We start from the raw sequence: 13,906 nt of genomic DNA, 5'->3' as shown, positions 1-13,906 counted from the left end.
CCATTAAGCGAAAGCGGTTAGAAACAAGGCTATGGCATTAAATGTGCCGTGAATTATCATGCCTGGAAAAACGGATCCTGTCTTTTCATAGGTCCATGAGAAGAGGAGTCCAGAGACAAATGTGATAGGTAATACATTATAAGTAGGAATATGGACCAACATAAAGATGAAGGAACTCCCCATCATTCCCAAAGCTAGACCGTAACGGCATCTAAACCAGCGATACAGAAAGCCACGGTAAAAAATTTCCTCATACACTGGAGAAATAATGCTGGCTGAAACAAATGCAATGAAGAATGTGAGTGGTGAAAGATGAGTTTGTACACTTTCCGTTTTACTGTTATCTACACCAATCCCGACAAATGACATTAAGAAAACCATTAGGATACTGCCAATGATCAACACAACAGTCCATCCAATAATCGATCCCCAATACGAACGAGAAAAACGATTTAATCCAACATCTCTCCATCCGAGCTGCTTTGGACGTAATGCCACTACATAAAGTCCCGTCATGAAAATAATAGACATGATTAAGCCAATGAGTGTGCCGGAATATAAATCGTTTTGAAATAGGTCGGTTAGGTAGTTCATCAAAAGGTATTCGATGAAAAAGGGAATGAGCACTAACACAAGAAATAAAAGTTGAAACAATTCCTTTTTGCCCCAAGGCGAAGTTTTGAAAAATGAAAGCATAGTATTTCCTCCTCATACGGTGTTAATTTAAGTGTATGAGGTGACGCTACGTAACCTGCAAGAGATAGTTTCAATAAAAATAAAAAAGATGCTTTCCAAAATAGAAAGCATCAGCAGTTTAACTTTGTCATGCAGTACTTGTAGAAGTATTCTCATATGCGACGAGTGTCACACCTAATTCATTCTCCAAACGATTTAGTGCATGAAGTTCCTCTTCTCCCAACTTTGCAATTGGTGCTTCAATCTTTGCCATATACATCTTCCTTTCTGAATTTGTACATAAGGTGGCTGAATGAGGACAGATTATACAAACGAATATAAATTAGGAGGCAGCATCATGTACGACCCAACTGTTTTTGAAAACCTTAAAGTAGCATTCGAAAATCATGTCTATGATTTGGATAATCTAGAACGTACGATTTCCATCTTGAACCGTACCGATCAGTTAGATTTAGCAGTCATGTCAAGAAAATTCTCTATACAATTTTCATTAGTAAGCCATCCCGCTGTGAGCGTGGAGATTGCGCTGAATTCATCGCTTCAAGAATTGGCGGATGAAATACTAGAAGCGAAAGGAACAGAGCCAGGCTGCTTATTGTCTTTGCGCGTCCTTATAAATGTGCAGGACATGGATACACAATGTGAGCAGGTCGAAAACATTATTCAGACGATCTGGGAAAATGATATCGAATATAGGCAGACGCTGAGTTTTCATTATGGACAGACAGAGCCTGGTTTTCTAAACACGGTAGAAATCGACTTTAAACCGAAATTGACGGAAGAGCATATGGGAGAGATTGGAGAGTTTTTGCAGCATGTGCTGGAGATGCTTGTTCGAATAAGTGAAATATAAAAACACAGCTGTCCTGAATGTAGAAAAATGCTTTTAGTGACAGCTGTTTCCCTTAGGAACAAGCAAGAAAATCAGGTGAATATACCAAAGTCCCATTGCACATATTCTCGCCGTCATGACAACTATCTAGAATGTACAAAAAGCATTTCTCCGACAAAAAAAGACGGTCTGAGAAGTCGGATAGAAATGACTTCACGAACTGCCTTCTTATTCTATATGCTTCCGTAAAAAAGACTCGATACCAGGATAGCTCTCATGTTCAATTATAAAGTGTAATTTATCATTATCTAAGAGTCGGTGTTTAACTATTTGACTCAGTGCCAAAACTAAACATTTTTCGGCAGGTATTTCTTCAGATGATACATATACACCCGGTTCCAAAAGATGCAGCAAGTTCTCATTCTGTTCTTCTTCGACCAGTGGCAAGACGGCATTTTCAATAATACCTTCTTGAACAAGCAATAGAAGTGCTAGACTCAAGCAACTTTTCTGTGCCCGTAATGTTTTGTCATCGACTGTCCGAATTATCGGTGGCTCGGGTTCAGGCGGATTAAGCAAAACCTGCTCTAATGCCCAAATATAATCCGTACCATCTGGGCTGGGTCCGCTCGGGTCGCCAAACTGTGTCGCACAGCCACATTTCAAACAAATCGCGGTATAGTCCACAAAAAACACATCAATCCCTGGCTTTTCTACGTTTTTATACGTGTGATAGGGCAAAAACACATCATTTGCGCAAAAGCGGCAAATGAGCGGCTGGCCGAGAATCCAAACCCTGCTTTCATCGCAAATCAACTCGTCTACCATCACGTTTTCACCTCGATGTAAACAATATTCGTTTTTGTATCGTCTGTTTTCTCTTGCACAAGTTGAGTCGTACTGCAAACCTTGCACATCAAGGATTGCAAAGTCAGTTGCTCTCGATCTATCTTCTTTGGCAATTCCAAATCCAAATAGACTTCACGATGATGGAACATTTTACCATCGCATAATGTACAACATAGCTGTTTACCTAGAATTTCCACTTCGTAAATCCCGCGTCTTCTGACCAAACCCGCACCTCCCTCATTTTTTGAAACGGTTTCCTGTATTCGAATACACAACGGCGAAAACAACAAGCAGGACAAAGAGAGCAAGCCCTACTACAAATAAAATTTGCTGATTGAGCAATTCACTCAATGCAAACAAACCTATGCAAAAACTCAATCCATACATAATTTTTGACATGAATTTACATAATGAAAGTTCATCAATCATCGCTTTTTTCTCTTCAGGCATCGTATTATAACCCGAAAGAAGAAATGCACCTTTTCCTTGAGAGAGATAGAAAGCGAAGATCAAAAAGGCGATCATTAGTACAATATCGATCATAGCTCCTGTCATGGCCGACCCTCATTTCCCAACATTTAATCCGATAGTTTAACAAGTAGATCACTTTTCTACATAAAGGAAAAAATGATAATAATAAAAAGATTCGCAGTGAAATGCGATATAGCACTGATCCAAATATTAGTTGTTTTGTGAAATACGATACCATACAACATACTATTAATGAAAATAAAGAACATATCGTAACTGATAACAGCAAAGTTACCTACAGTATAATGAGCGATGGAGAATAGGAAAGAAGTTAAAATTAAGGCGGGAAGGATGGGCAGCCGTGTGCTTAATTGCTTTTGGAAAAAACCGCGCCATGCAATTTCTTCGCCCAATGCTAAAATGGCCAGTTGAAGGATAAGTGCGAATAGCGTATCTAATGAAATCATGGTACCTGTTCTACCGATAAGATGTTCTATGAATTCGGGCAGGAATAGTGTTGCTAAAATAATACAAAATAGGTTCATGAGTAAGGGCGAAAAGATCCAGAACCATAGTGATTTGTTTTTGAAATTCGGTCCAATTGTTTTCAAGCTAAGACTAGTATCAGGAGAGGTAGTTTTATCTGCTACTCTACTGATAATAAAAAAAGTAATACCAAGAATAACAGATATACCGCCAATAGTTAATCCGAAAAAGTTGGCAAAGGAAACAATCACCATAGCAGACATGGCAACTAAATAAAAATCTTTATTCTCGGACATAATCATCTAACTCCTTGCCTATAGAATGTTATAAATTTTTCTCATTGATTAACCCAACCACGGTCATAATAAGGATACGTTTTGCTGTATTATAAGTTTCATTTATTGGTAGTAAATAACTCTATGCCTTCGTCTTGCTTTTAGAAACATTATGCACTAATAAAAAAGTAGCCGACTAAATGCATAGTGCTTTCACTACGAGTTAGTTGACTCCATTTTTAAAAAAATTCAACTTACCATAGATGAGATGAACTTTATAGTTAATTTTGAAGTCAAGGATGATAAAGAACGTCAAGCATGTCTTAGATTCACTAGGATTGAAGTTCTTTATCCTGGTATGAAAGTGATTGTAAAAGTTAAATGGGTTACAACACTTTTATTCGCTATATATTAAGATTTATATATAGCAAAGTAAAGGTCAATCATTCCATAATAGATAAAAGGTGGTGTTTTAATCATGTAAAGTGTGTAGAGTAAAGTAATTGATCTAATACTTTACCTGCGATGTTGCGGTATTTTTCTTTTTATAATATACAGTAGATTGTTTATTCTGGGACAATGAATTTCAATTGATCAGCGAGTTTTGGAGCAATTTGTAAAGATGGTAATCGGTAAATTCTTCACTTTTGCAGTTCCCTGCCAATTCCAATTAATTGCGTATTTATTGTTCAGGTTGTATGACCTCCATTTATTAGTTAATTATATTGGGTGAGTTTGATGATGGGCATGGCGCGGCTGTATGGCTATATCAATCTGGAGTCTTGCTAAGAGGAATTCATCAATTGATTCTAACCCATTTGCATTCAGATCCTATCGTTTGCATACCTGACGTGCTGTTTATGGCTACCGTATCGATTATAAGGTGTACTTATGACAACAATTTAATAGTACATGCTAAGGGGGCAGATATCATTATTCACGAAGTTGGTGTCGTTCCCCCGGATAAACTAGAATCATTGAAAGAATTACAACTTATTATGTCTAAGCGATACTTTCCCGGAAGATGTAGGAAAAGTATTAACCTAAACAAAGCTGAAGTTGGCCGTAAACACACACCTTGTTCTGCTTGGTGGTTTTAATTTAGAAAATGCTGAACTAATAGGAAGAAAGAAATAGACATACTCAGGTGAGATTGTTGAGGGTAAAGACGTTATATCAATTAATATAGGGGATGAAAAAATGGAAGTTGATTAATTCAACGAAATTAATTGAACGAATCATTAAGCCTATGCATGAAATAAAGTTCCCCAAGTATAAATCAAGATTTAGAGAAAGACCAGGAATTAAACATTTCATCTATGTTAGGGAGTGTTGGGTATCAATACAACAGAAAAAAATAACGTAATACGGATTGCTTACGGTACAAATGAAAACCAGTTTGGGGATTTACGAATTCCAGATGGAAAAGGTCCGTTTCCAGTAGCGATGATTATTCACGGTGGTTTCTGGAGAGAAAGGTTTGATCTAGAGCAAATGAATAAAATGGCCGAAGCATTCACTGCGAAGGGCATCGCGACTTGGAATGTAGAATATCGACGAGTTGGCCAGGAAGGAGGAGGCTGGCCGGGGACATTTTTAGACAACGCGGCAGCAGTCGATCATATTCGGGTTCTTACAAAATCGTATCCGCTTGACGTAAATCGAGTGATTACGATCGGCCATTCGGCAGGAGGCCATCTTGCTCTATGGCTGGCAGCTAGACATAAACTTCCTGCAAATAGTATGTTACAAACATCTGAACATCCTTTGCCTTTAAAAGGAGTCATCAGTCTTGCAGGAGCGAACGATTTGGAGATGATGCATGATATTCATCAATGGACAGAGACGTTGTTCGGTATTGTCGATAATCCGACTCGTGACTTATTAGGCGGGAAGCCGAATGAACAGGCAAATCGGTACAAGGAAGGATCGCCATATGAGCTTTTGCCGATTGGAATACCACTCGTTCTCATTCATGGAAGCCTAGATGTCAATGTCCCTATAGGTTTAAGTGAACACTTTGAGAAGGAGGCCATCAAGGAAGGGGATTCGATTACCCTGAAAATCATTCCGACGGCAGAGCATTTCAAATTAATTCTACCAGAGACAGAATCATGGTTAGTTTTATTAGAATCAGCTAATACATTATTAGGAAATAAACATTAGAAAGGTTATGAGATTTTTTACTCATAACCTTTTTTTGGAGAATACTTGATGTAAGGATAAAAGATAATCCACATTGTAATCGAAATTTGTATTTAATGTTCGGATTTCTTTAAGTCGCTGTCTATCTTTGATTTCAAGTACATCGCCGACTACATCAATAATTCCTTCTTTTCGCCACTTATTGATGACCTGATTGACACTTTTTCGAGAAATTCCAAGGAATTCGGCAAAGTTAGTCTGTGTAAACGGGATCACTTCTCCGATTTCACTGTCTAACTTTATTGTAAAATGAGCTATTTTTTGTTCAATGTTGCCATTCATGAAAGTAACAATTTCTGCCATGGTTCGGAGTTTGAACAGAAGAGCTTTTGTAAAAACGAGTCTAGCCTCTGGAAATGCGTCGCATACTTCATTATAGGCAAGGTCGGAAAAATAATACACTACAGAGGAGCGCACTGCTCTTGCGTTGGTGATATAGGGTTCATGAAATATGCCTGGTTCGCCGAATAGCATGCCTTCCGTGATATAGTTTATTACGTGTTCGTTACCATCGGTAGAAATGATTGAATTCATGATTAATCCATTATTTAAATAATAGAACCCTTTCCCTTCCTCATGCTGTTGATAGACAAAGACCCCCTGATCAAGATCCAACTGTTGACCAAAATCGAGGTATGGTTGCCAAGAATAACGTAGTTGCACTAGACCTTTTCTCTCCCTTATTAATAGAGTCCTTCAGCGTATTTTTTTAGAACGGTTGGATTTTTGATGGAAAAGGACTTTCCTGTGTTTTCAATATATCCATTTTCACTCCACTCTTTGAAGATCTTATAAATTGTAATTCGTGTAAGCCCCGTGCTGCTGGCTATATCTTTTTGAAGTAAAGGGATATCATACTGGCTAAATTCATCATAAATATTTAAAAGCAGTATTGCTAATTTTTGTTCTGCCGGTAACCTTTCTGCATTAATTTTTGAGGCAAACGTATTCATCTCGTTAATGACCGATTGCAGAAAGAGTTGATTTATTGTAGGTTTCTGAAGCATTATTTCTTCAATTGTATTATAGGGGAAAAAGTAGAGAACCGAATCCTCAATAGTCTTTGCCGTCGTATAATGGACAAGTTGATCCATGGCTTGTATACCTACTAACTGGGTAGGCAAGACTATTTTGAGCAGTAAGTCACTACGACCCGCAGTCGTTGTCATAACTTTAACCAACCCTTTTTTAAGATAGTAAAAACCATCACCAATTTCCCCCTGTTTATAAATTACGGAATTCTTTTCCAGAAACTGACGACTGCCATACTTTACGAACTCCTCCCAATTAATATTAAATTCATTAAGTAAAGTCATAGTTTTCAGCTCCTTTATATTAAATACAGGGAAAATTTAGTATGAAAAGATTCCAAAGCTATAATGAAATTTGAATAAATAACATTCGATCATTTTGGAATCTTCAGAAATATTTACTTATAAAAGTTAAGTGGGTTACACCGTTTTCACTCAATATATATTAAGATTAATATACGGTGATGGGAAAGTCAATTATCCATTCAATATGTAAAGGAGGGTGTTTCTAGCATTAAAAAGAGTGAAGAATAAAGTATAAGATGTTTCTGTAGATTTGTTTGAACATGCTTTCATTTGCATGCAACGGAAAAATAATAAAGGGGATGGCGACATGAATATTCAAGAAAAAAACACATTAAATTCGATTGAAATGAACGGTCAAGAGATTACATTCGATATACACGGTGATGCAGATGGACCGGTAATTTTATTATTATCGGGTTGGGCACAAGACCACCGTTTATTTAAGCATATTGTCGAGCCTTTAAGCAAACGGCACAAAGTACTTCGCATGAATTATCGCGGGCACACGGACCCATTAACATTCCCAGAAGATTTCGGTCCATCTGATCAAGCAGACGATATTATCGGGGTGCTAGATGCGCTGAATATTAAGCAAGTGATCCCAGTATCCACTTCTCACGGTGGTTGGGCAAACATGGAAATCACGGATCGACTTGGTATAGAGCGGATACCACAAACCATAGTCATTGACTGGATCATGATAGAAGCGACAGGGGAATTCGTGAAGAGTTTGCAGGATATCCGAAATCCCAATACATGGTTCCAAGCACGCCGTGATCTTTTCAATCATTGGATTGGTATTAGTGACAACAAAGATGTGAAAGATCATTTGGATATCGAAATGGCAAGCTGGGGATTTGACATGTGGGAGCGTTCCTGCCGACGGATTGAGGAAGCCTATAACTACTGGAGCTCTCCGCTAAAGCGAATGAAGGCCCTGGAAGAGAAGCGCCCAATTGTGCATATTTATTCTCAAGCTGCAGTAGAAGGTTATGAGGATATCCAGCAAAAATTCGCAGACGAAAATCCGTGGTTTGACTTTAAAGTCATCAAAGGGGATACTCACTTCCCTACATTGGAGTCTCCGGATGCAGTTGTTGATCGTATTAATGAATTTGTGGCTGCGCACTCATTAGTAAGTAAGTAATCGAGCTGATAGAAAAGGTATTATGTAAAAACACATAATACCTTGTAAATAAAAATGACGATAGAAAAAGCATACTATTGATATGATAGACATCAAAACTTTACTTAGACAGGAGGACGTTATCGTGGCAAAGAAAAAAGTGATTATAGCGGGAGCAGGATTGTCAGGTTTAACTTTTGCTACAGCACTTGCTCAACGTGGTTGGGATGTTCAAATCTTTGAAAGATCCTCAGAATTGAGAGAAGTTGGAGCTGGGCTGTATACATGGGAAAATGGGTTAAAAGTGTTGGAGTCCATTGATGTTTTTAATGAGGCATCACAAAATATAGAATTTATTACGAACCTCGATATGATTGATAATACGTACGGGCTGATGCATTCCACTAAATTCACGAATGAAAGCCGCTTTTGTGTAATTCCACGCCGAGATGTCTATAAAGCATTAGTAAATGCCTGCAAACGTGCAGGAGTAAAGATCGAAACAAACGCTGAGACCGTATCAGTCGATCCTTCTGGAGTCATTCAATTACGAGATGGAAGAAAATATAAGGCAGATTTAATTATTGGTGCTGATGGAGTTCATTCTAACGTTCGTAATTCACTGAATATTGGAAGAAAGGAAGTCATAGGCAATGGGGCATGGCGTGCTTTGATTCCAAGAATTGATGAAGATAAAAAGGGGATTGCAGAAGAACATTGGAATGACTACCGCCGAATTGGAATCGCACCATCAACAGACAAATATCGTTATGTATACTTAACCGGGATGACTTCGGATAAAGAAGCACTTTCGGAGCCGTTTAACAAAGAGGCATGGTTATCCTCTTTCCCTCATCTGGAATCCGTCCTGGAGAGGATCGATGATTGCAGACTGGACAAAAACTTTTATTATATTTATTTGAATTCATGGAAAAGAGGAAGAGTCGCTTTGCTTGGGGATGCTGCCCACGGAATGGAACCGAATCTCGGACAGGGGGCCGGAGTCAGTATTACGAGTGCGTTAGAGCTTGCGATACAATTGGAACGGTATGATATTGAAGATGCTCTTGATAGCTGGGAGAAGATAATGAAGCCTGCGGCGGACACAACTCAAATGTTTTCTAGAATCTATGGCGCAGCCGCATCCAATTGGCCAAAAGAGTTATTAGGAATTCGCCCCGAAATTGTAAGCAAATCAATGGGATCTGACAATATTGATTTAATGATGAGCACGGCAGCGAGATATGTCACCGGTTTAAATGCGTCGGTATTCATTTAAAAAAGTGTTGGGTAGAAACGCTATCTGCCCAGGATATGGAAACTTAGAAGGACGCAAGTCGACTAGTCATTCAGAAACATAAGTTTGAAATGGCTCTTACATCTTAGGCTAGTTATGTTGATTACTTAAAGGTTTTGTAAGCGCATTCACAGAATGGATAAAACACAAAAAATACCTTGCAAAATGAATGCCTCAAATAAAGGTATGAAGGTATATCTACTTGGACGGATTTAAAGAGCTATGAAAGCTGATTCATCAATCTTTCACCATATTACTCCGATATTGTCATTGATTTCATTAGTATTTTTTGGGAAAAGGAGGAATTTTGTATGAATAATAATCTGGAGATCCAGAACACTGGAGATAGAAAAAAGCTACTTTTAGGAATTATCATTATGCTGATTGCTGCTACCCTTTTTGGTACATTAGGAACTTTGACAAACCTTGCCGTCCAGGCAGGACTAAGTCCTGTTGCGTTTGCAATGTGGCGTGAATTACTTGGAACCATTTCCTTAATCATTTTACTCGCATTCGGTTTAGGAAAAACAACCAAGGCAGATCGGATATCTTTATCGAAAATCCCTAGAAATCAAATCCGTAACCTGGTGATTGCGTCTCTTGCTTTTTCAGCCTATAGCTTGGCCATGTTCTATGCTTTTGTTGAATTGTCCGTAGCTCTAGCGATGCTATTATTCTATACCTTTCCAGCAATTGTTACAATACTTTGTGCAATTACCGGTGTAGAACGATTAAACTCACCCAAAGTGATTGCGTTGATCCTCTCCCTGATTGGTGGTGCTTTAGCTGTTTTTGGGCAGTTGCTTGGACAAAGCGTCCAAATAAGTACCCTTGGAATTGTCCTTGCACTTGGCGCTGCGCTAGGCATGTCTGTATTTTATATGATTGGTAGGAGCGGCTACCAAAGTTTACCACCCACTTATGCTACAACGTTCTTCTTAGCAGCCGGGACTATTGTATTTGCCATTTGCGGAGTAGTCTTTGGAGAGGGTGCTACATTGATTGCGCCATTTGTCGATTCGTCTGCATACGTGTGGTTTATTCTCGTATTTGCCGGGTTAGCCGGAGCTGCAATTCCAACGATGTTAATGATAACGAGTATTCGGATGATTGGGGCTTCACGAGCTTCAACCATGCAAATATTTGAACCGGTCGTTGCCGCAGTTTTTGCAGCTATCTTTCTTGGGCAACAGATCTATTCCATTCAAATTGTTGGTGGAATTTTGATTATTTGCGCTGCATATATCCTTCAGCGTAAAACGAAAGAATCGAGCGTTGAGCCATTATCAGTTCCCGCCATTGGTATTCAGAAAGTTGAATGAAATTTAATTCCAATGTCATTATGATTACCATTTCCCAATAGTAGAGTTGGCGATAAATTACCAAATGAAAAATAACTTAATGCATTAAGCGATTAACAGAGGAACGTCCAACCGGGGCGTTCTTTTTTGATTTCTGGCTAAGAAATATTTAGGGAGGAAGTTGAAAAGGGAAAGTAAATGTAGATTTATCTTCCGGACAGTATGTCCGTGTGGATATACTATTGCATCTGTTTCAGCTTTATGGCCACAAAAACAATAAATAAATTATTATATTTGAGAGAAATCATTGGAGGTCACATAATAAGCGGAAGAAAATTAGCGGAAATCAAGAAAATAATCAATACCATTAAATTCACAATATCTCTAGTTACGGTCAACCTTCATCTTCTAATGAAACCAAATGAGGCCGACTCCATCTTTAAGAGTCGACCTAGCTTTAAACAATCAAGAAGCGGTTTGTTCCTGATGATTATTATTTCTCTTAGCAGACATAGAAAGTGAAATCACCGCGCAAATAAACGCGATAATGACAATACTCCCACCAACTGCCGGCATACTCGTTACACTGCCTGTCTGACTGAAAACCATTCCGCCTACACCGGAGCCAAGCGCAATTCCGACTTGTAAAGCGGAATTGTTAAAGCTTTGATGAATATCCGATGAGACCGGATCACTTGTAATAATGTAATCCTGCTGTGCAGGTGCCAACGCCCAGCTGAGTGCGCCCCAAACCATCATAAACACAATGAAAAGCGGAATCGAGAATGTAGAATAGGGAAGTGCGAACAAACTGATCGCGAATGCTCCCAAAATGACCAAAATACTTTTCTTCGAGCCCAATCGTGAAGCGAGTCCTCCGCCAAAAGCACCGCCGCCAACTGCGGCGAGTCCAAACAAAAAGTAGAATACACTGATCCAATAAGGACTCAATTGCATTGTTGTCTCAAGGAACGGAGTGAAGTATGCATACACCGTATAATGTCCAGCAAGCATAAACATCGTTGCCAAATGTGCAAAGAAAATCTTTTTATTGGCAAGGGCTTTAATTTGAGCTGAAAGAGGCTGCACTTCACCAGTTGGGATGGTTTCCAAGAATTTTGCGATCAACAGAATCGAACCGATGGTCAAAATCGCAATCCCTAAAAATACAGAACGCCATCCAAACGCATTCGTGACCACGATTCCAATCGGCACACCGAGCACGAGCGATGAACTGATTCCCATATAAATATAACCAAGCGCTTTCGCCCGGTACTTAGGCTCCACTAGACGCGCCGTAATCGTCAACGAAAGCACAATGACTAGCGCCGCACTCGCGGCCGTCAAAACACGTGCTGCCATCATCAAACCGAATGAAGGGCTGAAATACGTCAGGACATTTCCAATGAAGAAAACTCCGAGCCCAATCAAGTACAATTTTTTGCGTTCCACTTTCGCCGTCAGTGACAGCAACACAGGACCTGCGATAGCATACACAAGAGCGAAAACTGTAATTAATTGTCCCGCTGTCGCGATCGAAACATTCAAATCGTCCGCAACGACAGGCAAAATCCCGCCTACAACGAGCTCCACCAGACCCACTGTAATGGCAGACACTGCTAATAAAAATACTCTGAAATCCACTATAATACCTCCCGCTTAAGTTGCAAACATTCTATGTTGAATAGAAAAATCCCGATTACAAAAATAACTTTTGTAATCAGGAGATTGACGGTTCCTGGTAGAGACCCCCGAACCATATTATCGGGGTTATACATGTTGATTCCCATAATGAAATTTTCTATTGATCAATTTATCATGGATTTGGGGAGTTGGCAAGGCTGGGGACCCCATTTGTGAAAAGTAAACGATATGAAGATTCTGTATAATATAGGTAATGAGATGTAGCTGAGCGGAGATTGATGAAATATGTATTCTCAAAATCCGCATGATGAGTTTTTCAGAGTAACATTATCGCATGTAGGAATAGCGAAAGACCTTCTATATAGTTATTTGCCCCATACTGTGATGGGAGCAATAGACTTGAACACTTTAGAACTGCAAAAAGATAGTTTCATTAATCATGATTTATACAGGTGCTTAGGAGGGATAAGCATGTCAATATTTATAGAACCCTTTTTCACTTTCTTGAAAACACCAATATTTTGGATTTTAATTTTCCTAATGATTCTTAGTGTATGGTCTAATCGCCAAATGCCAAAGTGGCGGGGTAGTTGGGGAGAGCGACAGGTAAATCGATTGCTAACCCAATTAGGTCCTGAGTATAAAGTGTGGCATGATGTGTATGTTTGGAATAAAGAATATGGTATGACACAGATCGATCATCTGGTCGTATCTCCATATGGCTTGCATGTCATTGAGACAAAACACTATAGCGGCTGGATTTTTGGGTCCGAACGTCAAAAGTATTGGACACAAGTAATCTATAAGAAGAAACAGAGAATGTATAATCCCATTCGACAGAATTATGGACATGTCCAAGCGATTAAAAACTATTTGCGAGACAATGAATTGAATACATATTCTATTATTGCTTTTTCGCCCAGTGTTGAATTCAAATTCAAAGAGCCTTTTAAGACGGCGAAAGTTGTTCATTTTAATGAGCTCATAACTGTCATTAAGGAACAGAGTATACCTGTCGTCAACGCAGAGAAATTGCAGAAAATACAACTAGAAATAGATCGATTGGTACTAGCTGATCCTAAAGAAAAAAGACGGATTCAAAAAGAGCATGTTAAACAGGTAGCAGGAAAACAGCGAGAGAGTGGAAAAAATGTAAGAGTAGCTGCGGAATCTTCAGCTATTGAACCAGAAAGCAAAAAGGGAATATGCCCGCGTTGTAATGGACATCTAGTAGTTCGCAACGGGAAAAACGGTTCATTCATTGGTTGTAATCAATTTCCAAAATGTCGCTATACAACAGAAGTGATTTTGTGAAAAGTATAAAGTTGTTGCTAAGTCTAAGTACAAGTATTTAAAGACAAAACCGAATTACAAGAGTATGTGATTG

The 13,906-nt window shown here is 38.9% G+C and carries 15 protein-coding genes, 1 pseudogene and 1 riboswitch; of the genes and pseudogenes, 7 read left to right on the top strand and 9 right to left on the bottom strand.

What is annotated here, in order from left to right; translation table 11 throughout:
- Window positions 1-3 precede the first annotated feature (3 nt).
- Both MKY93_RS11465 and MKY93_RS11460 read right to left on the bottom strand, forming a co-directional pair.
- The gene (locus MKY93_RS11465) at window positions 4-696 is read right to left on the bottom strand and encodes a CPBP family intramembrane glutamic endopeptidase (RefSeq protein WP_078818086.1); all 693 of its coding nucleotides are present in this window, start codon (window positions 694-696) and stop codon (window positions 4-6) included.
- A gap of 127 nt (window positions 697-823) precedes the next feature.
- Entirely contained in the window at window positions 824-949 is a 126-nt protein-coding gene (locus MKY93_RS11460; RefSeq protein ID WP_281250670.1) for a hypothetical protein, read from the bottom strand.
- A gap of 84 nt (window positions 950-1,033) precedes the next feature.
- On the opposite strand from MKY93_RS11460, the gene MKY93_RS11455 reads away from it, so the two are divergent.
- Window positions 1,034-1,549: a hypothetical protein gene (locus MKY93_RS11455; RefSeq protein WP_245799512.1), complete on the top strand. Its 516-nt coding sequence runs from the start codon at window positions 1,034-1,036 to the stop codon at window positions 1,547-1,549.
- Between the two features lie 207 nt (window positions 1,550-1,756).
- On the opposite strand, the gene MKY93_RS11450 is transcribed toward MKY93_RS11455, so the two are convergent.
- Genes MKY93_RS11450 through MKY93_RS11435 form a run of 4 tightly spaced genes read right to left on the bottom strand, consistent with a single transcriptional unit; the run spans window position 1,757 to window position 3,630 of the window.
- Window positions 1,757-2,356 (bottom strand): hypothetical protein, encoded by a 600-nt coding sequence (locus MKY93_RS11450; protein ID WP_340759123.1) that lies wholly within the window; start codon window positions 2,354-2,356, stop codon window positions 1,757-1,759.
- Window positions 2,356-2,601 (bottom strand): hypothetical protein, encoded by a 246-nt coding sequence (locus tag MKY93_RS11445; protein ID WP_340759122.1) that lies wholly within the window; start codon window positions 2,599-2,601, stop codon window positions 2,356-2,358. Before MKY93_RS11445 ends, MKY93_RS11450 begins: the two co-directional genes overlap by 1 nt.
- 13 nt (window positions 2,602-2,614) lie before the next feature.
- Window positions 2,615-2,932, bottom strand: a complete 318-nt coding sequence (locus MKY93_RS11440) for a DUF3784 domain-containing protein (RefSeq protein WP_340759121.1) — start codon at window positions 2,930-2,932, stop codon at window positions 2,615-2,617.
- A 56-nt stretch (window positions 2,933-2,988) separates the two neighbouring features.
- On the bottom strand, window positions 2,989-3,630 hold the full coding sequence (locus MKY93_RS11435; RefSeq protein WP_340759120.1) for a CPBP family intramembrane glutamic endopeptidase: 642 nt from the start codon (window positions 3,628-3,630) through the stop codon (window positions 2,989-2,991).
- A 1,311-nt stretch (window positions 3,631-4,941) separates the two neighbouring features.
- Here MKY93_RS11435 and MKY93_RS11430 point away from each other — a divergent pair.
- Window positions 4,942-5,775, top strand: coding sequence for an alpha/beta hydrolase family protein (locus tag MKY93_RS11430; RefSeq protein ID WP_340759119.1), 834 nt, complete (start codon window positions 4,942-4,944; stop codon window positions 5,773-5,775).
- Window positions 5,776-5,796: 21 nt separating this feature from the next.
- Here MKY93_RS11430 and MKY93_RS11425 read toward each other — a convergent pair whose 3' ends face one another.
- On the bottom strand, window positions 5,797-6,477 hold the full coding sequence (locus MKY93_RS11425; RefSeq protein ID WP_340759118.1) for a Crp/Fnr family transcriptional regulator: 681 nt from the start codon (window positions 6,475-6,477) through the stop codon (window positions 5,797-5,799).
- Window positions 6,478-6,497: 20 nt separating this feature from the next.
- Window positions 6,498-7,130 (bottom strand): Crp/Fnr family transcriptional regulator, encoded by a 633-nt coding sequence (locus tag MKY93_RS11420; RefSeq protein ID WP_221838059.1) that lies wholly within the window; start codon window positions 7,128-7,130, stop codon window positions 6,498-6,500.
- Between the two features lie 328 nt (window positions 7,131-7,458).
- Between MKY93_RS11420 and MKY93_RS11415 the strand changes: the two genes are divergently transcribed.
- From MKY93_RS11415 to MKY93_RS11405, 3 genes are all read left to right on the top strand, one after another.
- Window positions 7,459-8,298: an alpha/beta fold hydrolase gene (locus tag MKY93_RS11415; RefSeq protein ID WP_221838060.1), complete on the top strand. Its 840-nt coding sequence runs from the start codon at window positions 7,459-7,461 to the stop codon at window positions 8,296-8,298.
- A 124-nt stretch (window positions 8,299-8,422) separates the two neighbouring features.
- On the top strand, window positions 8,423-9,556 hold the full coding sequence (locus MKY93_RS11410; RefSeq protein ID WP_340759117.1) for an FAD-dependent oxidoreductase: 1,134 nt from the start codon (window positions 8,423-8,425) through the stop codon (window positions 9,554-9,556).
- Window positions 9,557-9,885: 329 nt separating this feature from the next.
- On the top strand, window positions 9,886-10,896 hold the full coding sequence (locus tag MKY93_RS11405; protein ID WP_340759116.1) for a DMT family transporter: 1,011 nt from the start codon (window positions 9,886-9,888) through the stop codon (window positions 10,894-10,896).
- A 444-nt stretch (window positions 10,897-11,340) separates the two neighbouring features.
- Here MKY93_RS11405 and MKY93_RS11400 read toward each other — a convergent pair whose 3' ends face one another.
- Window positions 11,341-12,519, bottom strand: coding sequence for an MFS transporter (locus MKY93_RS11400; protein WP_340759115.1), 1,179 nt, complete (start codon window positions 12,517-12,519; stop codon window positions 11,341-11,343).
- A 53-nt stretch (window positions 12,520-12,572) separates the two neighbouring features.
- Window positions 12,573-12,673: riboswitch (purine riboswitch) on the bottom strand.
- 131 nt (window positions 12,674-12,804) lie between these two features.
- Here MKY93_RS11400 and MKY93_RS20425 point away from each other — a divergent pair.
- Window positions 12,805-12,963: pseudogene (locus MKY93_RS20425) on the top strand (Rpn family recombination-promoting nuclease/putative transposase); the annotation flags it as partial.
- Between the two features lie 27 nt (window positions 12,964-12,990).
- Window positions 12,991-13,833 carry an NERD domain-containing protein gene (locus tag MKY93_RS11395; protein WP_340759114.1) on the top strand — a complete coding sequence of 281 codons (843 nt, stop codon included), beginning with the start codon at window positions 12,991-12,993 and terminating at the stop codon, window positions 13,831-13,833.
- The last annotated feature ends 73 nt before the right edge of the window (window positions 13,834-13,906 follow it).

Origin of the sequence: Sporosarcina sp. FSL W7-1283 (assembly GCF_038003105.1) — a bacterium.
GTDB classification, from domain to species: domain Bacteria; phylum Bacillota; class Bacilli; order Bacillales_A; family Planococcaceae; genus Sporosarcina; species Sporosarcina newyorkensis.
Note: the sequence above shows the minus strand (reverse complement) of the source record. Positions and strands in the feature narration are given on the sequence as shown.